The sequence below is a fragment of the Duganella radicis genome (assembly GCF_009720825.1).
In the GTDB taxonomy this organism is placed as follows: Bacteria; Pseudomonadota; Gammaproteobacteria; order Burkholderiales; family Burkholderiaceae_D; genus Rugamonas; species Rugamonas radicis.
In genome coordinates, this window is record NZ_WNKY01000045.1 from 1 (window position 1) to 22,974 (window position 22,974).

At 63.8% G+C, this 22,974-nt stretch carries 20 protein-coding genes; 15 read left to right on the forward strand and 5 right to left on the reverse strand.

All coding sequences use genetic code 11. The annotated features are described in order from the left end of the window. Positions 1–1,464: protein-disulfide reductase DsbD (gene dsbD / locus GM676_RS25815; protein WP_155467077.1), on the forward strand; the 1,464-nt coding region annotated here is incomplete at its 5' end. On the opposite strand, the gene GM676_RS25820 is transcribed toward dsbD, so the two are convergent. Beyond that, a complete protein-coding gene (locus GM676_RS25820) occupies positions 1,465–1,998 on the reverse strand; it encodes a Spy/CpxP family protein refolding chaperone (protein ID WP_155467078.1) in 534 nt (177 codons plus the stop codon). It lies immediately after the preceding gene. A 191-nt stretch (positions 1,999–2,189) separates the two neighbouring features. On the opposite strand from GM676_RS25820, the gene GM676_RS25825 reads away from it, so the two are divergent. From GM676_RS25825 to GM676_RS25850, 6 genes are all read left to right on the forward strand, one after another. After that, complete coding sequence (locus GM676_RS25825) at positions 2,190–2,918, forward strand: response regulator (protein ID WP_155467079.1); 729 nt, start codon at positions 2,190–2,192, stop codon at positions 2,916–2,918. Further along, positions 2,915–4,270, forward strand: coding sequence for an ATP-binding protein (locus GM676_RS25830; RefSeq protein ID WP_371866378.1), 1,356 nt, complete (start codon positions 2,915–2,917; stop codon positions 4,268–4,270). The genes GM676_RS25825 and GM676_RS25830 overlap by 4 nt, the downstream gene beginning before the upstream one ends. 125 nt (positions 4,271–4,395) lie before the next feature. Next, the gene (locus GM676_RS25835) at positions 4,396–5,562 is read left to right on the forward strand and encodes an efflux RND transporter periplasmic adaptor subunit (RefSeq protein ID WP_155467080.1); all 1,167 of its coding nucleotides are present in this window, start codon (positions 4,396–4,398) and stop codon (positions 5,560–5,562) included. 3 nt (positions 5,563–5,565) lie between these two features. After that, the gene (locus GM676_RS25840; protein ID WP_155467081.1) at positions 5,566–8,715 is read left to right on the forward strand and encodes an efflux RND transporter permease subunit; all 3,150 of its coding nucleotides are present in this window, start codon (positions 5,566–5,568) and stop codon (positions 8,713–8,715) included. Positions 8,716–8,785: 70 nt separating this feature from the next. Further along, positions 8,786–10,699, forward strand: a complete 1,914-nt coding sequence (locus GM676_RS25845) for an FAD/NAD(P)-binding protein (RefSeq protein ID WP_155467082.1) — start codon at positions 8,786–8,788, stop codon at positions 10,697–10,699. Between the two features lie 96 nt (positions 10,700–10,795). Next, entirely contained in the window at positions 10,796–11,698 is a 903-nt protein-coding gene (locus tag GM676_RS25850) for a hypothetical protein (RefSeq protein ID WP_155467083.1), read from the forward strand. A 73-nt stretch (positions 11,699–11,771) separates the two neighbouring features. Here the strand turns inward: GM676_RS25850 and hemB are convergent, their stop codons facing one another. Both hemB and yihA read right to left on the reverse strand, forming a co-directional pair. Continuing rightward, positions 11,772–12,779, reverse strand: coding sequence for a porphobilinogen synthase (gene hemB / locus GM676_RS25855; protein ID WP_155467084.1), 1,008 nt, complete (start codon positions 12,777–12,779; stop codon positions 11,772–11,774). Beyond that, entirely contained in the window at positions 12,772–13,467 is a 696-nt protein-coding gene (gene yihA / locus GM676_RS25860) for a ribosome biogenesis GTP-binding protein YihA/YsxC (protein ID WP_155467085.1), read from the reverse strand. Before yihA ends, hemB begins: the two co-directional genes overlap by 8 nt. A gap of 149 nt (positions 13,468–13,616) precedes the next feature. On the opposite strand from yihA, the gene GM676_RS25865 reads away from it, so the two are divergent. The 7 genes from GM676_RS25865 (at position 13,617) to GM676_RS25895 (ending at position 21,148) form a co-directional block, all read left to right on the forward strand. Then, complete coding sequence (locus tag GM676_RS25865) at positions 13,617–14,273, forward strand: c-type cytochrome (protein WP_155467086.1); 657 nt, start codon at positions 13,617–13,619, stop codon at positions 14,271–14,273. A 100-nt stretch (positions 14,274–14,373) separates the two neighbouring features. Continuing rightward, positions 14,374–16,452 carry a cytochrome c biogenesis protein ResB gene (locus tag GM676_RS25870; protein ID WP_155467087.1) on the forward strand — a complete coding sequence of 693 codons (2,079 nt, stop codon included), beginning with the start codon at positions 14,374–14,376 and terminating at the stop codon, positions 16,450–16,452. 13 nt (positions 16,453–16,465) lie between these two features. Beyond that, positions 16,466–17,620: a c-type cytochrome biogenesis protein CcsB gene (ccsB, locus tag GM676_RS25875; RefSeq protein WP_155467088.1), complete on the forward strand. Its 1,155-nt coding sequence runs from the start codon at positions 16,466–16,468 to the stop codon at positions 17,618–17,620. A gap of 71 nt (positions 17,621–17,691) precedes the next feature. Beyond that, entirely contained in the window at positions 17,692–18,666 is a 975-nt protein-coding gene (msrP, locus tag GM676_RS25880; RefSeq protein ID WP_155467089.1) for a protein-methionine-sulfoxide reductase catalytic subunit MsrP, read from the forward strand. Next, complete coding sequence (gene msrQ / locus GM676_RS25885; RefSeq protein WP_155467090.1) at positions 18,666–19,259, forward strand: protein-methionine-sulfoxide reductase heme-binding subunit MsrQ; 594 nt, start codon at positions 18,666–18,668, stop codon at positions 19,257–19,259. Before msrP ends, msrQ begins: the two co-directional genes overlap by 1 nt. A 32-nt stretch (positions 19,260–19,291) precedes the next feature. Beyond that, a complete protein-coding gene (locus tag GM676_RS25890) occupies positions 19,292–20,173 on the forward strand; it encodes a transporter substrate-binding domain-containing protein (RefSeq protein WP_155467091.1) in 882 nt (293 codons plus the stop codon). A gap of 54 nt (positions 20,174–20,227) precedes the next feature. Beyond that, positions 20,228–21,148, forward strand: coding sequence for a transporter substrate-binding domain-containing protein (locus tag GM676_RS25895; protein ID WP_155467092.1), 921 nt, complete (start codon positions 20,228–20,230; stop codon positions 21,146–21,148). Positions 21,149–21,158: 10 nt separating this feature from the next. Here GM676_RS25895 and lysA read toward each other — a convergent pair whose 3' ends face one another. Both lysA and lptM read right to left on the reverse strand, forming a co-directional pair. Then, positions 21,159–22,436, reverse strand: coding sequence for a diaminopimelate decarboxylase (lysA, locus tag GM676_RS25900; protein WP_155467093.1), 1,278 nt, complete (start codon positions 22,434–22,436; stop codon positions 21,159–21,161). 6 nt (positions 22,437–22,442) lie between these two features. Continuing rightward, positions 22,443–22,598 carry an LPS translocon maturation chaperone LptM gene (gene lptM, locus GM676_RS32415; protein ID WP_371866379.1) on the reverse strand — a complete coding sequence of 52 codons (156 nt, stop codon included), beginning with the start codon at positions 22,596–22,598 and terminating at the stop codon, positions 22,443–22,445. A 43-nt stretch (positions 22,599–22,641) separates the two neighbouring features. On the opposite strand from lptM, the gene cyaY reads away from it, so the two are divergent. After that, positions 22,642–22,974: an iron donor protein CyaY gene (gene cyaY / locus GM676_RS25905; RefSeq protein ID WP_155467094.1), complete on the forward strand. Its 333-nt coding sequence runs from the start codon at positions 22,642–22,644 to the stop codon at positions 22,972–22,974.

Consider the following 22,974-nt stretch of genomic DNA (forward strand, 5'->3'; position numbering starts at 1 on the left):
GCCGCGGCGGCCGCTGCGAGCGCGACGGCGCCAGCGGTTCCAGCCGCCGCAGCCGGGCAGGGCGCGGTCAGCTTCGGCGTCGATGGCGGCAAAGCCGCGCCGGCCGCGCTTGGCGTCAAGATCTACACCGTGCCGAAGCCGACCGCCACCGACATCCCGCAACCGGTAGCCGCTGCCGCCGCGCCGGCCGCTGCGCCAACTAACGAGTCCGGCCGCCTGGAAGCCGCTTTGAAATCGGGCAAACTGCTGGTCATCCTGCCGCTGTTCGCCCTGCTGGGCCTGGGCCTGTCGTTCACGCCCTGCGTGCTGCCGATGGTGCCCATTCTGTCCTCCATCATCGTCGGCGAGGGCGCGCAATCGAGCCGCAGCCGCGGCTTGCTGCTGTCGGTCACCTACGCGCTCGGTATGGCGCTGGTCTACACCGCCCTCGGCGTTGCCGCCGGGCTGGCTGGCGAAGGCCTCGCCAGCGCACTGCAAAACCCCTGGGTACTGGGCGCCTTCGCCCTGCTGATGGCCTTGCTGTCGCTGTCCATGTTCGGTTTCTACGAACTGCAAGTCCCGGCCGCCCTGCAAAGCAAACTGAGCACCGTCTCCAACCGTCAGGCTTCCGGCAAGCTGGCCGGCGTCTTCGTGATGGGCGCCATCTCCGCTCTGATCGTCGGTCCGTGCGTGGCCGCGCCGCTGGCCGCCGCGCTGGTCTACATCAGCCAGTCGCGCGACATCCTGATCGGCGGCGGCGCGTTGTTCGCGATGGCGGTCGGCATGAGCGTGCCGCTGATTCTGGTTGGCATCTCCGCCGGCGCGCTGCTGCCGAAAGCCGGCATGTGGATGGATTCGGTGAAGCGCTTCTTCGGCGTACTGATGCTGGCGGTCGGCTGGTGGCTGGTATCCCCAGTACTGCCGGGCGCGGTGCAGATGATGGGCTGGGCCGCGCTGTTCGTCGGCTACGGCATGTACCTGCTGATGAATTCCGGCCAATGGCTGGCCAAATCGGTGGGCGTGATCGTCGCCGTGCTGGGCGTGTCGCAACTGGTGGGCGTGGTCAGTGGTAGCCGTGATCCGCTGGCGCCGCTGGCGCACCTGACCGGCGGCAAGACGCACGAAGCGCCGCTGGCCTTCCAGCGCATCAAGACCGTGCAGCAGCTGGACGCCGTGCTGGCCCGGACCGGTGGCAAAACCGCCATGCTGGACTTCTACGCCGACTGGTGCGTGTCCTGCAAGGAAATGGAAAAACTCACCTTCGTCGATCCGCAAGTGCGCGCCAAACTGGCCAACAGCGTGCTGCTGCAAGTCGATGTCACCGCCAACGACGACGACGACAAAGCCATGCTGAAACGCTTCGGCCTGTTCGGCCCGCCGGGCATCATCCTGTTCGACAAGACCGGCAAGGAAATCGCCAACGCCCGCGTGATCGGCTTCCAGGATGCGGCGAAATTCACCGCATCCCTGTCGGCCCTGAACTGATCAGCCCTGCTGGCGCGGGCCGCCCCAGCCTTCGTGACCGCCGTGGCCCCAGCCGCCGTGCATGCCATGGTGGCCGCGATGGCCACGGAAGCCGCCGCGCCCGCCGCCCAGGCCGTGCTCGTCAAACAGCGTCTGCTGCGCCGGGTTCAGCTGGGCGTAAAACGCGCCCACCGCCTTCACGCGGGTTTCCAGGAAAGCCTCGCGCTTCCTGGTCATCTCCAGCGCCAGGTTCAGGCGTTCCGGCGCGGTCAGCTTGTTCATCGGCTTGCGCTCCGGACGCTGGCCGTCCAACGCGGCCGGCTTGATGGCGGCTTGATACGTCGCCCAGGCCGACTCCTGTTGCGCGGTCAGCTTCAGCAGATCGTGCAAACGCGCCTGGCGCTTGGCGTACATATCGGCCATCTTGGCCTGCATCTGTTCCTTGGTCGGATGGGCGCCGTGCGGCTTGCCCGCCGGCTGGGTATCCTGTGCGTGGGCGGCGGCCATGCCCAGTACCGTAAAACCGATCAGTATGCTTTTGCGTAAGATGTTCATGGTCGTTCCTTCATGGTTGAGGTTTAAGTCATCGCAGTGATCTGCGCTGGTGACCATCTTCGCCCCCGAAGGTTGCTCTTACGTTGCTCTGGCCGAAGTTTTTGTATCCAGATGTTTCGCCGGCAAGAACGCCCTACGGCCATATACAAGACGATACAATAGCTTCATGGTCTTGCATGGATAATGAGCGCATGGAACCGACATCTACAATTCTGATCGTTGACGACGATCGCGATATCCGCACCCTGCTGGCTGACTACCTCGAATCGAATGGCTACCGCGCCCTGTGCGCGGCCGACGGCGCCGCCATGTGGAAGCTGCTGGACGAAGGCCGTCCGGAACTGGTGGTCCTCGATCTCAACCTCCCCGGCGACGACGGCCTGACCCTGTGCCGCAAGCTGCGCGCCCACTCGACCCTGCCGGTGATCATGCTGACCGCCCGCAACGAGCCGCTGGACCGCATCCTCGGCCTGGAAATGGGCGCCGACGACTACCTGCCGAAACCGTTCGAGCCGCGCGAACTGCTGGCCCGCATCCGCAGCGTCCTGCGCCGCAGCAACGCCATGCCGGTGGGCGTGGGCGCCGACAAGGCGCAGCAAATGAAATTCTCAGGCTGGACGCTGGACCTGACCGCGCGCCACCTGCTCAACCCGGACGGCATCGTCATCATGCTGTCCGGCGCGGAATTCCGCCTGCTCAAGGTTTTCCTTGAACACCCGAACCGCGTGCTCAACCGCGACCAGCTGTTGAACCTGACCCAGGGCCGCGATGCCGATCCCTTCGACCGCTCGATCGACATCCAGATCAGCCGCCTGCGCCAGAAGCTGGGCGAAGACGCGCGCATGCCGCAAATCATCAAGACGGTCCGTAACGGCGGCTACGTGCTGGCCGGCCAGGTGACGGTGGAGCCGCAGGCGTGAGAGCTTTCCTCGGTTCGATGACCGGACGCGTGTTTCTGGTCCTGTTGCTGGGCATCGTCGCCTCGGCGGCGCTGACCCAGTGGCTGGCCGTCAACGAACGCACGCGCGCGCTGGAGCGCTACCGCGACTTCCACGCGCTGGAACGGGCCGAGCAGCTCATCACCACCGCCGACGTCATGCCGGAAAGCGCGCGCCCGACCTTCCTGGTCGCCGCCAGCCGCGGCACGGTGCGCCTGGAAATGAGCGACGTGCCGCAAGCGCAAGCCTTGCCGGCCACCGAATTCTCCACCTCGCTGCAACAGCGCCTCGGCGAACGCTACAAGCTGGGCCCGCTGGCCGAGCACCCCATCGCCTGCGACCAGCCGCGCCAGACCACCAGCATCTTCGCGCCGACGCAATGGCGCGGTACCTGCGAAACCATGAACGTGCAGCTGCATGACGGCCAGATCCTCAAGCTGTCCGTGCTGCCGCCGCGCCAGCCGCCGGCCTCGCCGCACAGCGAGCTGCTGTCGCTGCTGCCGTTCCTGCTCAGCATTGCCTTCCTGGCTTATCTGGTGGCGCGCATGACCATCAAGCCGCTCAAGCGCCTGGCGCAGGCCGCCAAGGACCTGGGCAACGACATCAACCACCCGCCGGTGGCGCTGAGCGGCGCTTCCGAAATCCGCCAGGCCAGCGCCGCCTTCAACGCCATGCAGGCGCGCATCCGCCAGCACATCACCCAGCGCACGCAAATGCTGGCGGCCATTACGCATGATTTGCAAACGCCGCTGACGCGCCTGCGCCTGCGGCTGGAAAAGGTCAACGACCCGGAATTGCAGCAGCGCCTGATCGACGACCTGTCGGCCATGCAGCAAATGGTCAAGGAAGGGCTGGACCTGGCGCGCAGCATGGACTCCACCGAAACCATGCAGGCACTGGACCTCGACGCGCTGCTCGACAGCGTATGCAGCGACGCCACCGACGTCGGCCAGCATGTCGAACTGCGCGGCCGCGCGGCGATGGCGCTGATGGGCCGGCCGATGGCGATCCGCCGCTGCCTGGTCAACCTGATCGACAACGCCGTCAAGTACGGCCACTACGCCAACGTCACCGTCGAACGGCTGGCCGGCGCGGCGCGCATTCGCATCCGCGATGGCGGTCCCGGCATCGCCCCGGACCAGATGGCGCGCGTGTTCGAACCGTTTTACCGCATCGAGACCTCGCGTTCGCGCGAGTCCGGCGGCACCGGCCTGGGGCTGACCATCGCCCGCAACATCGCCGAGCAGCATGGCGCCAACGTCACCCTGTCCAACCACAAGGATGGCGGTTTGGAAGTGACGCTGGTGGTGCCCGAGTACTACGCCGGCAACTAACCAACACTACGCATAAAAAAGCGTCCGGCGGTAATACTGGTGCAGTTTTTCTCGTAGATACTATGCGACAATATTTCGCCCTATCACGGCGGCAATATTTTCCGACGTAAAAATTATTATTAAAAATGAAAAAATCTTCCTTAGCATTACTGGTTGGTGCGATCGTGGTGGTAGGCGGCGGCATCTGGACCATGACGCATCAGGGCGCCGCACCAGCCGGCGGCCAAAAGCCACTGGCCGGCGGCCCACAAGGCCCGACCACGGTCAGCATCATTGCGCCGAAAAAGCAGGATGTGCCGGTGGTATTGCAAGCCAATGGCACCGTGACGCCGATCAGCACCGTGGACTTGCATCCGCAAACCACCAGCACCATCGCCAAGGTCCACATCAAGGAAGGGCAATTCGTTAAATCCGGCGAGCTGATGTTCACACTGGACGACCGCAGCGAGCGCGCCAACATGGACAAGGCCAACGCCCAGGTCGAACGTGACCGCGCCGCGCTGGCCGACTACGAGCGCCAGTACCGGCGCTCGCTGGAACTGCTGGAGAAAAAATTCATCGCCCAGGGCGCGGTCGACACCCTGAAAAGCCAGGTCGACTCCGCCCGCGCGCTGCTGAACGCCGACATCGCCGCCGCCCGCTCGGCCGGTGTGGACGCCAGCTACACCGCCATCCGCGCGCCGATGACCGGCCGCGTCGGCGCCATCAACGTCTATCCGGGCAGCCTGGTGCAGATGACCACCTCGCTCACCACCGTCACCCAGCTCGACCCGATCACCGTCGCCTTCACCCTGCCGGAAACCTCGCTGGCCGGCCTGATGGCGGCCCAGCGCCAAGGCGCGGTGCCGGTGCAGGTCACGCTGGACAATTCCAGCGTCGCCCTGAACGGCAAGCTCAGCTTCATTGACAACACGGTCGACCCGGTGGCCGGCGTGATCCGCGTGAAAGCCGAGTTCGACAACAGGGACACCACCCTGTGGCCGGGCCAGTACGTCAACACCAAACTGATCTCCCACGTGCTAAAAGATGCGACGGTGATCCCGCAAAACGCTATCATTAGCAATACCCGCGGCACCTTCATCTATGCGGTGGACAAAGACCAGTCCGCCAAAGTGGTCAATATCAAGCGCTTGTACGCCTTTGGCGAAAGCGCGGCCGTGTCCGGCCTGAACGGTGATGAACAAGTAATCGTCGACGGCAAGCAAAACCTGCGGCCGGGCGGCAAAGTGCGCATCGCCGCGGCCGACAAGCCTGCCGATGCCAAGCTTGATGGATCTAAGCAGAAAGGCTAAGCGATGAACCTTTCCGAGTTGTGTATCCGCCGTCCGGTGATGGTGGTGCTGCTGTCGGCCACCCTGATCCTGGCCGGCGTGCTGTCCTACTTCTACATCCCGGTGGCGGCCCTGCCTAGCTACAACACGCCGGTGATCAACGTCTCGGCCGACCTGCCGGGCGCCTCGCCGGACACCATGGCGTCCTCGGTGGCGCTGCCGCTGGAGAAACAGTTCTCCACCATCGCCGGCCTGGCCCTGATCACCTCCACCAACACGCTGGGCAACTCCTCGCTGACCCTGGAATTCGACCCCAGCGTCAACGTCAATGAAGCGGCGGTCGACGTGCAGGCGGCGCTGCTGCGCGCGCAACGCCAGCTGCCGATCGAGATGACCGACCTGCCGTCCTACCGCAAGGTCAACCCGGCCGACGCGCCGGTGCTGTTCATGACCATGAACTCGCCATCGCTGACGCTGTCCGAGCTGAACGACTACGCCGAAAACCTGATCGCGCCATCGCTGTCCACGCTGCCGGGCGTGGCGCAGGTCTCGGTCAACGGCCAGAAGCGCTTTGCCGTGCGCATCCGCGCCAAGTCCGACCTGATGAACGCCCGCAACCTGACGCTGGACGAGTTGCAGCAAGCGATCAAGTCGGCCAACGCCAACACGCCGCTGGGCATCCTGGACGGCCCGGCCCAGACCCTGACCATCACCGGCAACGCCCAGCTGATGAAGGCCAGCGACTACGCCAACCTCATCATCGCCATGCGCAACGGCGAACCGGTGCGCCTGAAAGACGTGGCCGAGGTGCAGGACAGCTTCCAGTCGACCAAGGCGGCCGGCAGCTACAACGGCGAGCGCTCCATCGTGCTGCTGGTGCAGCGCCAGCCGGACGCCAACACCGTGCAGGTGGTGGACGGCGTGCGCCGCCTGCTGCCGCAGTTCAAGGCCCAGCTGCCGGCCTCGATCAACATCAACCTGGTCAACGACCGCTCGGTGTCGATCCGCGAGGCGATTCACGACGTCAACCTGACCCTGCTGCTGACCGTGGGGCTGGTGGTGATGGTGATCTTCCTGTTCCTGCGCCGCGCCGCCGCCACCTTCATCCCGGCGATCACCATGCCGATCTCGCTGCTGGGCGCGCTGGCGCTGCTGTACGCGTTTGGCTACTCGCTGGACAACGTGTCGCTGTTGGGGATTACCTTGGCCGTGGGCCTGGTGGTGGACGACGCCATCGTGGTGCTGGAAAACATCGTGCGCCACATCGAGATGGGCAAGCGGCCGCTGGAGGCCTCGCTGGTGGGCGCGAAGGAGATGGGCTTCACCATCGTCTCGATTTCCGTGTCGCTGGTGGCGGTGTTCATTCCGATCTTCTTCATGCCGGGCGTGATCGGCCTGATGTTCCATGAATTCGCCGTGGTGGTGGCGCTGTCCGTGCTGGTGTCGGCGGCGGTGTCGCTGATGCTGGTGCCGATGCTGGCCAGCCGCCTGCTGCCGGCCGACGCCATCGATCCCGAGCACGACAAGGGCAACTTCATCGGCCGCTGGTTCGAGGCCGGTTTCGGCGCGCTGCGCAACTTCTACAGCCGCACGCTGGACGTGGCGCTGGCACATCGCTACATCGTGCTGGTGGCCGCGCTGGGCACCTTCGCGCTGACGGCGGTGCTGTACATCACCATCCCGAAAGGCTTCTTCCCCGAGGAGGACCTGGGCCAGATCCGCGTCAATACCGAAGCCTCGGAAGACATCTCCTCGTCGGCGCTGCTGGAACTGCAAGAGAAAGTGGCGGCCGTCATCAAGGCCGATCCCAACGTGCAGGACGTGACCTCCTTCGTCGGCGGCGGCAACACCGGCCGCATGTTCCTGGTGCTCAAGCCGCGCAACCAGCGCGCCAAGATGCCGCAAGTGCTGGACAGCCTGCGCAAGGCCACCAGGCAGGTGGCGGGCATCTCGGTCTACCTGAGCCCGGTTCAGAACTTGCAGCTGGGCGGGCGCCAGTCCAAGTCGCGCTACCAGTACACACTGCAATCGGTCAGCCCGGGGGCGCTGAACGAGTGGGCCGATAAATACATGGAGCGCATGCGCGCCGACAGCGATTTCCGCGACGTCACCAGCGACTCGCAGAACAAAGGCCTGCAAGCCTCGCTCAAGATCGACCGCGACAAGGCCAACAACCTCGGCGTGGCGATCGGCGACATCCGCACCGCGCTGTATCTGGCCTTCGGCGAGCGCCAGGTCTCGACGATTTATTCGCCGGCGGCCAGCTACTACGTCATCCTGGAGGCGGCCGACGCCGACCGCCAGTTCGACAGCGCGCTGACCCGCATTTCGGTGCGCAACAAGACCGGCCAGCTGGTGCAGCTGTCCAGCTTTGCCACTGTCGAACGCACCATCGGCCCGACCGCCGTCAACCACCAGGGCCAGTTGCAAGCCATCACGCTGTCGTTCAACCTGGCGCCGGACGTGCCGCTGGGCGTGGCCACCGCCAAGATCGACAGCTGGGCGGCCGACATGCACCTGCCGCCATCCATCATCACCAACTATGGCGGCGATGCGGCGGTGTTCCAGAGTTCGCAGGGCAGCCAGCTGATCCTGATCATCGCCGCGCTGGGCGTGATCTATGTACTGCTGGGCGTGCTGTACGAGAGCTACATCCACCCGCTGACGATTCTGGCCGGCCTGCCGTCGGCGGCGGTGGGCGCGCTGATCACGCTGCGGCTGTTTAATCTCGACCTGACCATGATCGCCATCATCGGCATCCTGATGCTGATCGGTATCGTGAAAAAGAACGCCATCATGATGATCGACTTTGCGCTGGACGCGCAGCGCAACCAGGGCATGTCGCCGGAGAAGGCCATCCACGAAGCCTGTATCCTGCGCTTCCGTCCGATCATGATGACCACCATGGCGGCGCTGATGGGCGCCTTGCCGATCGCGCTGGGCCTGGGCGCCGGCGCCGAGCTGCGCCAGCCGCTGGGTCTGGCGGTGGTGGGCGGCTTGATCTTCTCGCAAGTGATCACGCTGTACATCACCCCGGTGATCTATCTGTTCCTCGACAAATACAGCGGCACCGGTCCGATGCTGGACGAGGAAATCGCCGCCGACAAGGCTATCCCGGCCGTCAAGCACGACCATGTGCAACCGGTACCGCTGAAAGCCGTGAACAAGCATTGAGCGGCCACAAGCCGGACTGAAGATCGTCTCTTTATCATGGACAAGTTGTCCACGATAAAGAGGCGATCAGATGAAACGGACCAGCATCACCATCATCGGCATGGGCCCGCGCGGGCTCAGCGTTTTTGAGCGACTGGCAGCCGCTGCGGCGGCGCGCCAGCTCCTGTTCGACATCATCCTCATCGATCCCGGCGAATGCGGTGCGGGCGTGCATGCGGCGCGCCAGCCGCAGCATTTGCTGATCAACACCCTGGCCAGCCAAGTCACCATGTTTCCCGCCCCAAGCGCCGTGGAGCACGCGCCAGTGTGCGCCACGCCCTCGCTGACGACGTGGGCGCGGCAGCAAGGCTACCGGCGCGTCGGCCAACGCTACTACCGCTTGGGCGATGACGGCGGCGGCCATCACAGCGGCTGCCGCGACGACCACCACGGCGGCACGGAAATCAGCGATGGCGACTACCTGCCGCGCAGCCTGCTGGGCGAATACCTGGGCTGGGTCTGCCGGCAGATCGCGGCGGCGCTGCCGGCCGGCGTCACGCTGACGCATCACCGCCAGCGCGCCATCGATCTGCGCAAGCAGCCGGACGGCGGCAGCGTGGTCGAGCTGGAGAGCGGTGACGCCCTGCTCAGCGATTTTGTGTTTCTGACCACCGGCCACGGCAGCAACCTCCCCGGCGACCTCGACGCCTTGCTGGCCAAATTCGCGCAAGACCATGCCCGCCACAACAGCAAACTGGCCTTCGTACGCCAAGCCTACCCGGTGGAACAACTGTCGCGCATCGGCGCCGATGCGCGCGTGGCGATCCAGGGACTGGGACTCAGCGCCCACGACGTCATTGCCGAGCTGACCGTGGGGCGCGGCGGCGAATTCATTGCGGAAGAGGGCGGCTTACGCTACCAGGCCTCCGGCCGCGAACCGCAACTGACGCTGTGCTCGCGCAACTGCCTCCCGTATGCCGCGCGCGGCATCAATCAGAAAGGGCTGGATGGCCGCCACCAGCCGCGCTACTTCACAATAGACGCGGTGGACGCGCTGCGCCGCCAGGCCCTGATCGGGCGCGGCAGCAGCCAGCTGGACTTCGACCGCGACCTGCTGCCGCTGCTCAAGCGCGAAATGGGCGAGGTCTACCGTGCCACACCGGGCGCGGCGGCCATCGACGACGACACCCTGTTCGCCGAACTGCTGTTCCCGCTGCAAGACCGTCGGTTCGCCTCGCTGGATGCTTTCCGCCACTACTTCCGCGACTGGCTGCGCGCCGACCTGGCCGAAGCGCAGCTAGGCAATCTTGCCAGTCCGGCCAAGGCCGCCACCGACGTGCTGCGCGACGTGCGCGCCACCTTGCAAGCAGCGATCGAGCACGGCGGCCTGACGCCGGCCTCGCACCGCAAATTCCTCAGCGTCTACCATCCCGCCATCAACCGCGCCGCCTTCGGCCCGCCGCTGCGGCGCAACCAGGAACTGCTGGCGCTGCTGGACGCCGGCGTCATCGCGCTGCACTCCGGCCCCGGCAGCCAGATCGGGATCGACGAAAACGACGCCACCTACATGCTCAGCACCAAATTCGATGGCGGGGTGGAAAAATATCCGGTGGATGTCGTCGTGATTGCAAGACTGGACGCGTTTTTTCCCGAAACCGACACATCATTACTTATCCGTAATCTGTTAAAACGCGGCCTGTTCCGGCCGTATTACAACGGCGTTTTCCACCCCGGCGGCATCGACATCAACCGCTCCGGGCAGCCGCTCGATAAACAGGGCAAGGTGGTGCCTGGCGTCTGGGCGCTGGGCTACCCGGTCGAGGGCGCGCACTACTACACGCACGCTTTGCCGCGCCCGCAGATGCGTTCGCGGCAAGTATTGGATGCCGACCGCTGCGTGTCCAGGCTGGTGGCGGACATCGTCAAACGCATGGCAGTTTGTAAATCAGTTGATACATACGGTAACACCCATCAAGACGGGGAACTTGTAAAGTGGGCACCCTGATACTGGTATCATGCCATTGGAGCGGTTCCCAAAATAGCGGGACTCTGGCACTATGGCCCCATTTTGACGACTTCTGCCTTCCCCAAGGTTTGCATTTTGCACCACGATTCCCACATCCTCAGCGCGCATTCCGAGTACTGCGAAACTTGCGGCCAGCGCCTGCCGTCGGCGCAGGAAGGGTTCGCCACGTGGGAACGCAAGTCCAGGAACAACCGCATCGGCATCGGCATCTCGATCGCGCTGCACTTGCTGGGGGTGCTGTACTACCTGTTCGTGCCGTCGCCCAAGCCGACCAAGGCGCCGCCGCCCAAAGGGGGGCAGATGGTCTACATCGCGCCGCTGCCTGAGAAAAAACAGCCGAACAAACCGGTACCCAAGCCACAGCCGGCCACCGCCGCCAAACCGCCGCCGCGCAAGCAGGTGGTGAGCAAAGACACGCCGGCCGCCGTGCGTCCGAAACTGGAAACCTACGTGCCGCCGGTACAGGCCACCATGACGCCGCCGCCCGAGCAGGACATGTCGGAAATGATCGCCAAGCGTCGCGCCGCGCGCGAAGCGCAGAATCCACAGCCGGCGCCGCCGGCCCCGGTGGAGAGCGAAGCCGATCGCGCCAACCGCATCGCCCGCGCCAACATCGCCCGCGCCAACGGCGCCGGCCAGAGCAGCGGCGCCGACAAGGACGACACCGGCGGCGTGTTCCAGGTCGACAAGAGCTACCACAGCGCCGAAGTGAAATTCCGCGGCTGGAACACCAACTTCAAGCGCAACTGGCTGCAACAGATCCACGTCGAGCAAGGCGCCGAACAGGACATCGAGACGGCGGTGGCGAAAGAGATGATCAAGATCATCCGCAAGGAAAAGCAGGGCGACTTCCAGTGGGAGTCGCGCCGCCTGGGCAAGGTCGTGACCCTGAGTGCGCGCAAGGAAGACGAAAAAGAACTGATGGCCTTCCTGCTGAAAGAAATGTTCCCCGAGTACACCCGGGGCGCTTCCCGCTAACGTCATTCCGGCGTAGGGCGGAATCCAATCGAACGCCGCCTGCATTGGATTCCGGCCTGCGCCGGAATGACGATCAGCCGGCTTTGAGCTTGCGCGCCACGTCCAGCGCGAAGTAGGTGAGCACGCCGTCGGCGCCGGCGCGTTTGAAGGCCATCAGCGATTCCATCATCACTTTGTCGTGATCGAGCCAGCCGTTTTGCGCGGCGGCCTTGATCATGGCGTATTCGCCGCTGACCTGATAGGCGAAGGTCGGCACCTTGAATTCATCCTTCACGCGGCGCACGATGTCCAGATACGGCATGCCCGGCTTGACCATCACCATGTCCGCGCCTTCCGCCAGATCCAGCCCCACTTCACGCAAGGCTTCGTCGCTGTTGGCCGGGTCCATCTGATACTGATTCTTGTCGCCCTTGCCGAGATTGGCCGCCGAGCCCACCGCGTCGCGGAACGGGCCGTAGAAGGCCGAGGCATACTTGGCCGAGTAGGCCATGATACGGGTGTGGATGTGGCCGCCAGCCTCCAGCGCCGCGCGGATGGCGCCGATGCGGCCGTCCATCATGTCCGACGGCGCCACCACGTCCGCGCCCGCTTCCGCGTGGCACAGCGCCTGTCGGATCAGCATGTCGGTGGTGATGTCGTTGATGACGTAGCCGTTGTCGTCGATCAGGCCGTCCTGGCCGTGGCTGGTGTACGGGTCCAGCGCGATGTCGGTCAGAATGCCCAGCTCGGGGAAAGCCTGCTTCAAGGCGCGCACGGCGCGCGGCACCAGGCCGTCAGGATTGGTGGCTTCAATGCCATCCGGCGTTTTCTTCGAGACGTCGATCACCGGGAACAGCGCCAGCACCGGGATGCCCAGCGAGACGCACTCCTCCGCCACCTTCAACAGCAGGTCCACCGATACGCGCTCCACGCCCGGCATCGAGCCCACCGCTTCGCGCTGGTGCGTGCCTTCGAGGATGAACACCGGGTAGATCAGGTCGGCCGCCGTCACCACGTTCTCGCGCATCAGCGCGCGCGAGAACGGATCGCGGCGCATGCGGCGCATGCGGATGCCGGGGAATTGCGCGCTCACTTTACTCATCGCTATCACTTTCTGAATCAGTTTCTTCTAAAAGACCGGCCAGTTCGAGAATCTTGTCGTTCGCCTCGTCGATGCCGACGCGCTTCACGGCCGAGAACAGCTGCACGGTGAACGGGAAGCCTTCGCCATCCTCATCGACATAGCTGTCCAGCTTGGCCTTCGCCTGACGCAGCACCTTGATCGATTCTTCGCGGTTCAGTTTGTCCACCTTGGTCAGGATGCAATGGATAGGCTTGCCGGTCGGGGCGAACCACTCCAGCATCTGGATGTCCAGATCGGTGAACGGACGGCGCGAGTCCATGATCAGGATCAGCGCGGCCAGCTGTTCGCGGCGCTGCACGTAGTCGCCCAGCAGGCGCTGCCAGTGCAGCTTGGCCGAGCCGGACACCTCCGCATAGCCATAGCCCGGCAAGTCGACCAGCAGGGCCTGGATTTCCTCGATAATGGTGGGGTCCTTGCGGTGCTGCGCCACATGCGCGCCGCCGATCGAGAAGAAGTTGATATGTTGCGTGCGGCCAGGGGTCTTGGAGGCGAACGCCAGACCCTTCTGATTGCACAAAATATTGATGGCGGTCGATTTACCGGCATTGGAGCGACCCGCAAAGGCAATCTCCGGCACTTGGGTGTCGGGGAGTTCGCGCAGTTGGTTTACGGTCGTGAAGAAGCGGGCTTGCCAGAGTTTGGACATGGGGATTGGGGAAAAAGCAACAGTTTAAAGCAGGTATTTTTTTAAGCTATTGTACAATGAGTGGTTACCAAGTGCTTCTATGCACGGTTTGGTGCTTGCAGCGGGACACTTTGGTGCATAACTTTTTAGACTCCTACTAGGGTGCTTTAATGAATAGTGTGTTTTCACCGTTTGTAAAATCCCTGTTCGTCGCTTTGCTGGCCGTTTCGGCCACCGCCTCCGCCGACGACAAGAAGCCCGCTCCCAAAATCGATCCAGCCAAAGGCGCCACCCTGTACACCGATGGCGACACCGCCCGCGGTTTGCCGGCTTGCGTGTCCTGTCACGGCGCCGGCGGCAATTCCACCATCACCGTCAATCCCAAGCTGGCCGGCCAGAGTGAAGCTTATCTGCACAAGCAGTTAGTGAACTTTACGACGCCAGACCGGAATCAACCGGTCATGACCACCTACGCCAAGTTGCTGACCGATGAGGAAAAGCACAACGTAGCGGCCTGGCTGGCCGCGCAAGCGGCCAAGCCGGGGGCGGCCAAGAACAAGGATACGATCGAGCTGGGCAAGAAGATTTACCGTGGCGGCATCGCGGAAAAGAACGTGCCGGCCTGTGCCAGCTGCCATGGCGCCTCGGGCGGCGGCGTGCCGGTGCAATATCCACGCGTCGCTGGCCAGCATCAGGACTACACGGTTGCGCAGCTGGGCTTGTTCAAGGCCGGCACCCGCAAGAGTGTGGAAATGTCGACCATCGCCAAGCGCATGTCGGATGAGGAAATGAAGGCGGTTGCGGATTACGTGGCAGGCCTGAAATAACATACCGGCAACAGCCAAAAAGAAGAGGGCGGCGGCGTGAGCATGCTGCCCTTTTTGTTGGTATGCTGCGGCTACCCATTTTTAAAGAATCTGAACACGCATGAGCAGTCCGAGCACCACCGGCATCCAGCTGAAAACCCGTCGTCCCGTCGTTGGTGAAATCGTTGAACTGATTTCCTCCATGCGTTTCGCCATCGCCTTGCTGGCGATGATCGCCATTGCCGCCGTGATCGGCACGGTGATGAAGCAGGGCGAGGCCACCAACAACTACATCAACCAATTTGGCCCCTTCTGGTTCGAAGTGTTCCGCAAGATCGGGCTGTACACCGTGTATTCCGCCTGGTGGTTCCTCTTGCTGATGGGCGCGCTGGTGATTTCCACCACGCTGTGCATCGTGCGCAATGCCCCCAAGATGCTGAACGATATGCGCAGCTGGCGTGAAAATGTGCGCGAGAACTCGCTGCTCAATTTCCACCACAAGATGCAGTGGCGCGCGCCGATGACGAGGTCGGCGCTGGCGCAGCAAAGCGCGGCGCGGCTGGCCGATGCCGGCTACAAGGTCAAGCTGGTCGAAAAGGATAACGGCACGCTGGTGGCGGCCAAGCAGGGCGCGGCCAACAAGTTCGGCTACATCTTTGCGCACTCGGCCATCGTGGTGATCTGCCTCGGTGGCTTGCTGGATTCGGACGTGCCGATCCGTTTGCAGGAATGGTTCCTTGGCAAGACGCCGTTCACCGGCAGCGGCCTGATTTCGCAAATCCCGCCACAGCACCGCCTCGGCACCAGCAATCCCACCTTCCGCGGCAACACCTTCATCCCGGAAGGCCAGACCAGCAACACCGCCACCCTGACCCGTCCGGACGGCGTGCTGATCCAGGAGCTGCCGTTCACCATCAACCTGAAAAAATTCACCATCGACTTCTACAGCACCGGCATGCCCAAGCTGTTTGCCAGCGATGTGGAAGTGCGCGACAACCAGACCGGCGAAACCGTCAAGGCCACCATCGAGGTCAACAAGCCGCTGATCTTCAAAGGCGTGGCCATCTACCAGTCCAGCTTTGACGATGGCGGCAGCAAGCTCAAGCTCACCGGCTTCCCGATGGCCGGCCCGGACAGCAAGCGCTTCGACATCGCCGGCGAAGTTGGCGGGACCACCCCGCTGGGCGATGCCTACACCGTCGAATGGTCGGGCTTCCGTCCCTTCAACGTGGAAAACGTCGGCCCGACCGACGACCCGCGCGCGGTCAAGAAAGGCAAGAGCTTGCAGGAAGAGCTGGGCGAGCACATGGGCTCGGCCGGCAAGAACGCCAACAACAAAAACCTGAAGAACGTCGGCCCCAGCGTCAGCTACAAGCTGCGCGACAAGACCGGCCAGGCGCGCGAATACCAGAACTACATGCAGCCGGTCACGGTGGACGGCGCCACGGTCTTCCTGGCCGGCATGCGCGCCAATCCTTCGGACAATTTCAGCTACCTGCGCATCCCGGCCGACGATGGCCACAGCGTGACCGAATGGATGCGTCTGCGCGCCGCCTTGCAAGACCCGCAACTGCGCGCCGCCGCCGCCAAGCGCTACGCCGAACGCGCCACGCCGAAATCGGCCGCAGGCGACGCCCTGCGCGCGCAGCTGCTGGCCTCGGCCGAAAAGAGCCTGGGCATTTTCGCCGGTGATCAGAAAGCCGGCGGCTTCATGGCCATGTCGCAGTTCCTGGAAAAAATTCCGGAAGCCGAGCAGAAAAAAGCCGCCGACGTGGTGTTGAAGATCCTCAACGGCAGCCTGTGGGACCTGTGGCAGGCCGCGCGCGCCAAGGACGGCCTGGAACCGGTGACGGAAGACGAAACCCACGCCCGCTTCCTGCAACTGGCCACCAACGCCTTGTCGGACGCCTTCTTCTACGGCGCCCCGGTCTACCTGCAACTAGACGACTTCACCCACGTGCAGGCCTCGGTATTCCAGGTCACGCGCTCGCCGGGCAAGAATGTGGTGTATCTTGGTTGCCTGTTCCTGGTACTGGGCGTGTTTGCCATGTTCTACATCCGCGAGCGCCGCCTGTGGATCTGGATCAAGGACGATGCCGGCGGCGCCGAGGCCCTGATGGCCATGAGCACCCAGCGCAAGACACTGGACTTTGAACGCGAATTTGAAACACTGAAGCAAAAGCTGCCACAAGCAGCCTAAGCCGGAGAATGAAATGGAACTGACGCAATCCCAGCAAACCTACCAACAGGCGCCAGGCTACTTCAAGCGCCTGACCGCGATCGACTGGCTGTTTGCGCTGGCGCTGCTGGCCGGCGCCGTGTTCGCCCTGAACCGCTACGGCCACTTCATGGACGTGTACGAGCAAGCCATCCTGCTGGCCGCCGTGCCGACCTTTGCCGCGCTCGGCTGGCACTGGAAGCCGGTGCGCTGGCTGATGCCGCTGGTGGCGCTGCTGTCGCTGTGGGCCATCTTCATGTACGCCGGCCAGCTCGACAACGGCAGCAAGAAATTCTGGCTGCGCATGATGCTGTCCAGCCAGTCGGCGGTGCTGTGGATGAGCGTGATGTTCACCATCTCCACCGTGTTCTACTGGATCGGCTTTGCCGGCCGTTCGCCGTCGGCATCGAGCATCGGCTCCAAGCTGTGCTGGGCCGCCGTGGTACTGGGCTGGACCGCCATGATGGTGCGCTGGTTCGAGTCCTACCTGATCGGCAGCGACGTCGGCCACATCCCTGTGTCCAACCTGTACGAAGTCTTCATCCTGTTCTCGCTGATCACGGCCATGTTCTACCTGTACTTCGAGCAGCGCTACGGCACCCGCCAGATGGGCCCGTTCGTGCTGCTGGTGATCAGCGCCGCCATCGGCTTCCTGATGTGGTACACCACCTCGCGCAACGCCGCCGACATCCAGCCGCTGCTGCCGGCGCTGCAAAGCTGGTGGATGAAGATCCACGTGCCGGCCAACTTCATCGGCTACGGCAATTTCGCGCTGGCGGCCATGGTGGCCTCGGCCTACCTGCTGAAAACCTCGGGCTACCTGAAAGACCGCCTGCCGTCGGAGGAAGTGCTGGATGACGTGATGTACAAGGCCATCTCGGCCGGCTTCGCCTTCTTCACCATCGCCACCATCCTGGGCGCGCTGTGGGCGGCGGAGGCGTGGGGCGGCTACTGGTCGTGGGACCCGAAAGAGACCTGGGCGCTGATCGTCTGGCTCAATTACGCGGCCTGGCTGCACATGCGCTTGATGAACGGCCTGCGTGGCCGTCCGGCGGCGTGGTGGGCGCTGGTGGGCCTGCTGGTGACGACCTTTGCTTTCCTCGGCGTCAACATGTTCCTGTCCGGTTTGCACTCCTACGGCAAATTGTAAACTTAAGTTTAATATTCGTTCCGGGAGATTCGGTGTAAGGTTTAGCCCTAGACCAATCTTCTGGAGCCGACATGCTGATTAAGCGCAGTCCCAACGGCATCGACCTGCCGTATTCCTCGGAAATCACGCCGCGCGAACTGTACGAATCGCGCCGCACCTTCATCAAGCAGATCGCCATGGGCGCGGTCGGCAGTGCGGCGCTGCTGGAGATGGCCAGCCGTGAAGCCTTCGCGCAAACCGGCACCAAGCTGCCGGCCAAGCTGAATCCGGCTTACTCGGCGCTGGACAAGCAGACCGCGTTCAAGGACGCCACCACCTACAACAACTACTACGAATTCGGCACCGACAAGAGCGAGCCGGCCATGTACGCGGGCACGCTGAAAACCCGGCCGTGGACGGTCGCCATCGAAGGCGAGGTCAAGCACCCGATGACGCTGGACATCGACGCCCTGCTCAAGCTGGCGCCGCTGGAAGAGCGCGTGTACCGCCTGCGCTGCGTGGAGGGCTGGTCGATGGTGATCCCGTGGATCGGCTATTCCTTCTCCGAGATCATCAAAAAGGTGGAGCCGACCGGCAACGCCAAGTACGTCGAATTCACCACCCTGGCCGACAAAAAGCAAATGCCGGGCGTGGGCAGCCGCGTGCTGCAATGGCCGTACACCGAGGGCTTGCGCATCGACGAAGCCAACCACCCGCTGGCGCTGCTGACCTTTGGCATGTATGGCGAAGTGCTGCCCAACCAGAACGGCGCGCCGGTGCGCATGGTGCTGCCGTGGAAGTACGGCTTCAAGTCGGCCAAGTCGATCGTCAAGATCCGCTTCGTGAAAGACCAGCCGCGCACCTCGTGGAACCTGTCGGCGCCCAACGAATACGGCTTCTACTCGAATGTGAATCCGGACGTCGACCACCCGCGCTGGTCACAGGCCTCCGAGCGCCGCATCGGCGAGGACGGCTTCCTGGCCCGCAAGCGCAAGACCCTGATGTTCAACGGTTATAACGACGTGGCCTCGCTGTACACCGGCATGGATCTGAAGAAGTTCTACTGATGCTGACGACAAAACAAGTCAGCTGGATCAAGGGCGCGGTGTTTGCGCTGGCGCTGCTGCCCCTGGCGCGCATGGTCTACCTGACCGTCACCGGGCAACTGGTCGATCCGCTGGAATTCATCACGCGCGGCACCGGCGACTGGACCCTGTACTTCCTGAGCATGGTGCTGGCGGTCACGCCACTGCGCAGACTGAGCGGCTGGAACTGGCTGGTCAGGCTGCGCCGCATGCTGGGCCTGTACGTGTTCTTCTACGGCTTCCTGCACTTCATGACCTTCCTGTGGTTCGATCACTTCTTCGACTTCCGGGAAATGTGGAAAGACGTGCTCAAGCGGCCGTTCATCACGGTGGGCTTCATCGCCTTTGTGCTGCTGATACCGCTGGCCGTGACCAGCACCAACGGCATGATCAAGCGCCTGGGCGGCAAGCAATGGCAGTGGCTGCACCGCCTGGTGTACGTGATCGCGCCATTGGCCATCCTGCACTTCTGGTGGATGAAGGCGGGCAAGCACAACTTCGCCCAGCCCATCCTGTTCGGCGGCATTCTCGGCAGCTTGTTGTTGGCGCGTGTCTACTGGTGGCTGAAGAAATAGGACGGCAGAGCCTGGAATGTTAAACTGCATTCATGCTGTCTGATATTAAGATTAACTTGCTGCGCCGGCGCACGCTGCTGGCCTTGGCCTCGCTGGGCGCGCGGGACGCCCATGCCACCACCGGGACCATGACCTATCGTTACTGGGACTGGGGCCGCACGCCCCGGCGCGACGACTACCAGGTCGCCGCGCTGACGCTGGCGCTGGAAAAGACCAAACCATCCTATGGCGCCTTTGCGGTGGAGCGCGTGCTGGACAGCATGAGCACCATGCGTGTGCGGCGCGAAGTCTACATGGGCCATCGGCTCAACGTCCATGTCGGTCCGTGGCGCGACGTCGCCGCCGGCGATGCGCAGGAACGCAATTTCATGATCGGCACGCCTATCCTGTCCGGCCTGCTTGGCTACCGCGCGCTCGTCGTGCGCAAGGAAGACTTGCCGAAGTTCGGGGCCATCAACGACGAGGCGCAGCTTAAAAAACTGTCGGCGGGGCAGGGGCGGGGCTGGGTGGATACCCAGGTGCTGCGTCACAACGGCTACAAGGTGGAGGACAGCGGCAACGTGGCCACGCTGGTGGAGATGCTGCTCAACAAGCGTTTCGATTATCTGCCGACCAGCGTGGTGGAAGCCCCGTCGCTGCTGACCGCCGATCTGGCCATCGTGCCCGAGCTGGTGTTGTACTACCCCTTGCCGGCCATGTTCTACGTCAGCGCGGCCGAACCGAAACTGGCCGAGCGGCTGGAAGCCGGCCTGGCAACAGCCAAGCGCGACGGCTCGCTCGATGCGCTGACCGCCCGCCATTTCCAGAAAGAAATCAAGCAACTCCAATCCCGCAATGTCCGCTGCTTCGTGTTGTCCAATCCCGCGCTGCCGAAAGCCTATGCGGCGGAACCGCCAGCGCTGGCGAAGCCCTGATCATCCGGCGCCGGCACGCTTGCTGAGCAGGGCGGCATGGCATAGACTGCATGCATGCAGCCTCCCGTCAAGCTGATCCACCCGTCACGCCGCAGCGCGCTGCTGGCGCTCATGTCCTTGGCGCTTGGCGTACCGGATACGCGGGCGGCGGGCGAGGTCATGGCCTACCGCTATTGGGACTCGGGCCGCACGCCCAAGCGTGACGATTACCTGATCGCCGCGCTGAAGCTCGCGCTCGACAAGACCGCCGCCAGTTACGGCGGGTACACGGTGGACCGCCTGCTGGATAACATGAGCACCTCGCGCGTGCGGCGCGAGATCCATACCGGCCAGCGCTTGAATATCTATGTCGGCCCGTGGCGCGACATGGACGAAGGCGCGCCGGAGGAGCGCAACTTCATGGTCGACACCCCGGTCATGGCGGGTTTGCTTGGTTACCGCACGCTGCTGGTACGCAAGAGTGAGGTCGTGGACTTCGCGCGGATCACCGACGCCGCGCGACTCAAGCAGTTGGTGGCCGGCATGGGGCGTGGCTGGGTGGACGTGAAGGTGTTGCGCCACAACGGTTACAAAGTGGAGGATAGCGGCAATCTGGCGACGCTGGTGGAAATGCTGGTCAACAAGCGTTTCGATTACCTGCCGCTCAGCGTGACGGAGGCCGGCTCGGTGCTGGCGCAGGATACGCCGCTGACCCGGCAGCTCACCACGGTGCCCGACCTGGTGCTGTACTACCCGTTGCCGAGCATGTTCTACGTCAGCCCCAATGCGCCCCTGCTGGCCGAGCGGATGGAAAAGGGATTGGCGACGGCCAAGCGCGACGGTTCGCTGGACGAACTGACCGCCCGCCACTTCCAGAAAGAAATCAAGCAACTTAAATCCAGCGCGATGCGCTGCTTCGCGCTGGCCAATCCCCTGCTGCCGAAGCGCTACGCGGCGGAACCACCCGCGCTGGTGACATCCGGGGCCAAGTCCTGACCCCGGCGGTTTACTTGATGAGCGATTCCAGCGCGTACAGGTCTTCCGGCTGTTCGCGCTTGCGCACCAAGTGCGGCACGGCACCGTCGACGATCACCTCGGCGGCGCGGCCGCGGGTGTTGTAGTTGGAGGCCATGGTCATGCCGTAGGCGCCGGCCGTGTGCATCACCAGCAGGTCGCCGGCTTCCACCGCCAGCGAGCGGTCGCGCGCCAGCCAGTCGCCCGATTCGCAGATCGGTCCCACCACGTCGTACGCGGCGGCGGCGGCCTTGCCTTGCACCACCGGCTGCATGTCCATCCACGCCTGGTACAGCGCCGGACGCGCCATGTCGTTCATGGCCGCGTCGACGATGCAGAAGTTTTTCTCTTCGCCGTGCTTGATGAATTCCACCTTGGTCAGCAGCACGCCGGTGTCGCCCACGATGGAGCGGCCCGGCTCGAAGATCACCTTGATCGGCTTGCCGTTGTGGCGCGCCGCGCGCCAGGCGTCGACCTTGGCGAACAGGCGGCCCAGGTAGTCGCCCACCGGCACCGGCGCCGACTCGCCCGCTTCACGGTAGTCGATGCCGATGCCGCCGCCGATGTCCAGGTGGTGCAGCTCGATGCCTTCCGCGCCCAGCTGGTCGATCAGCTCGATCAGGCGGTCCAGCGCTTCCAGCAGCGGCGTGTCGTCCAGCAGCTGCGAGCCGATGTGGCAGTCGATGCCCGACACCTCCAGGTTCGGCAGGGCGGCGGCGGCGCGGTAGGTCTCCAGCGCGTCGTCAAACGCCACGCCGAACTTGCTGGCCTTCAGGCCGGTGGCGATGTACGGGTGGGTCTTCGGGTCCACGTTCGGGTTCACGCGCAGCGAGATGCGCGCTTTCTTGCCCATGGCGCCGGCCACCTCGTTCAGGCGGTGCAATTCTGGAATCGATTCGACGTTGAAGCACAGGATGTCGTGCGACAGCGCCAGGCGCATTTCTTCCACGCTCTTGCCGACGCCCGAGAAGATCACCTTGCGCGGATCGCCGCCGGCCGCCAGCACGCGCAGCAGTTCGCCGCCGGAGACGATGTCGAAGCCCGCGCCCTGGCGCGCCAGCAGATCCAGGATCGCCAGATTCGAGTTGGCCTTCATGGCGTAGCACACCAGCGCGTCGCGGCCCTGGCAGGCGTCGGCGTAGGAGGCGAAGTTGGCAAGCAGGGCGGCCTTGGAATAGACGTAGGTCGGGGTGCCGAACTGTTCGGCGATGGCGCTCAGCGAGGCGCCTTCGGCGTGCAGCACGCCGTCTTTATACGTAAATTGAGACATAGATAATTATTGTTGAGGGGCGGCGGGTTCAGAAGTCGGTGCAGGGGCTTGGCCGCTCTTGGCAGGCTTGGCCGCTGGGGGCTTGGGCAGGTACAGGGGGCCGGGTTGGCCGCAGCCGCTCAGCAATACGCTCAGGATAATCAAACGGAGAGAGGACTTCACGATAAAATCACGGTTTATTTGAGATCAGATACTGGAGTGTAGCATGGGCGAATCAGAATTCCTGGCGCAGGCGGAAGCCGCTCTCGACGCCATCGAGGCGGCGCTGGACCGTTTGAACGATGAAGACGTGGTCGACGTCGAGTGCAGCCGCAGCGGCAATGTGCTGGAAATCGAGTTTCTCGACAACGGCAGCAAGATCATCGTCAACAGCCAGGCGGCGATGAAGGAACTGTGGGTAGCCTCCCGCTCGGGCGGCTACCACTACAAGCAGGTCGACGGCCGGTGGATCAACGGCCGCGACAACACCGAACTGTACGCCTCCCTGTCCGAGATGGTCTCGGCCCAGGGCGGCGCGCCGGTGGTGCTCACGCCTTAA

Excerpts from the sequence above, each read along its gene's own strand:
- GM676_RS25820 (WP_155467078.1), bottom strand. The coding sequence starts at position 1,998 with ATGAACATCTTACGCAAAAGCATACTGATCGGTTTTACGGTACTGGGC.
- GM676_RS25825 (WP_155467079.1), top strand. The coding sequence starts at position 2,190 with ATGGAACCGACATCTACAATTCTGATCGTTGACGACGATCGCGATATC.
- GM676_RS25835 (WP_155467080.1), top strand. The coding sequence starts at position 4,396 with ATGAAAAAATCTTCCTTAGCATTACTGGTTGGTGCGATCGTGGTGGTA.
- GM676_RS25840 (WP_155467081.1), top strand. The coding sequence starts at position 5,566 with ATGAACCTTTCCGAGTTGTGTATCCGCCGTCCGGTGATGGTGGTGCTG.
- GM676_RS25845 (WP_155467082.1), top strand. The coding sequence starts at position 8,786 with ATGAAACGGACCAGCATCACCATCATCGGCATGGGCCCGCGCGGGCTC.
- hemB (WP_155467084.1), bottom strand. The coding sequence starts at position 12,779 with ATGAGTAAAGTGAGCGCGCAATTCCCCGGCATCCGCATGCGCCGCATG.
- yihA (WP_155467085.1), bottom strand. The coding sequence starts at position 13,467 with ATGTCCAAACTCTGGCAAGCCCGCTTCTTCACGACCGTAAACCAACTG.
- GM676_RS25865 (WP_155467086.1), top strand. The coding sequence starts at position 13,617 with ATGAATAGTGTGTTTTCACCGTTTGTAAAATCCCTGTTCGTCGCTTTG.
- GM676_RS25870 (WP_155467087.1), top strand. The coding sequence starts at position 14,374 with ATGAGCAGTCCGAGCACCACCGGCATCCAGCTGAAAACCCGTCGTCCC.
- ccsB (WP_155467088.1), top strand. The coding sequence starts at position 16,466 with ATGGAACTGACGCAATCCCAGCAAACCTACCAACAGGCGCCAGGCTAC.
- msrP (WP_155467089.1), top strand. The coding sequence starts at position 17,692 with ATGCTGATTAAGCGCAGTCCCAACGGCATCGACCTGCCGTATTCCTCG.
- msrQ (WP_155467090.1), top strand. The coding sequence starts at position 18,666 with ATGCTGACGACAAAACAAGTCAGCTGGATCAAGGGCGCGGTGTTTGCG.
- GM676_RS25890 (WP_155467091.1), top strand. The coding sequence starts at position 19,292 with ATGCTGTCTGATATTAAGATTAACTTGCTGCGCCGGCGCACGCTGCTG.
- GM676_RS25895 (WP_155467092.1), top strand. The coding sequence starts at position 20,228 with ATGCAGCCTCCCGTCAAGCTGATCCACCCGTCACGCCGCAGCGCGCTG.
- lysA (WP_155467093.1), bottom strand. The coding sequence starts at position 22,436 with ATGTCTCAATTTACGTATAAAGACGGCGTGCTGCACGCCGAAGGCGCC.
- cyaY (WP_155467094.1), top strand. The coding sequence starts at position 22,642 with ATGGGCGAATCAGAATTCCTGGCGCAGGCGGAAGCCGCTCTCGACGCC.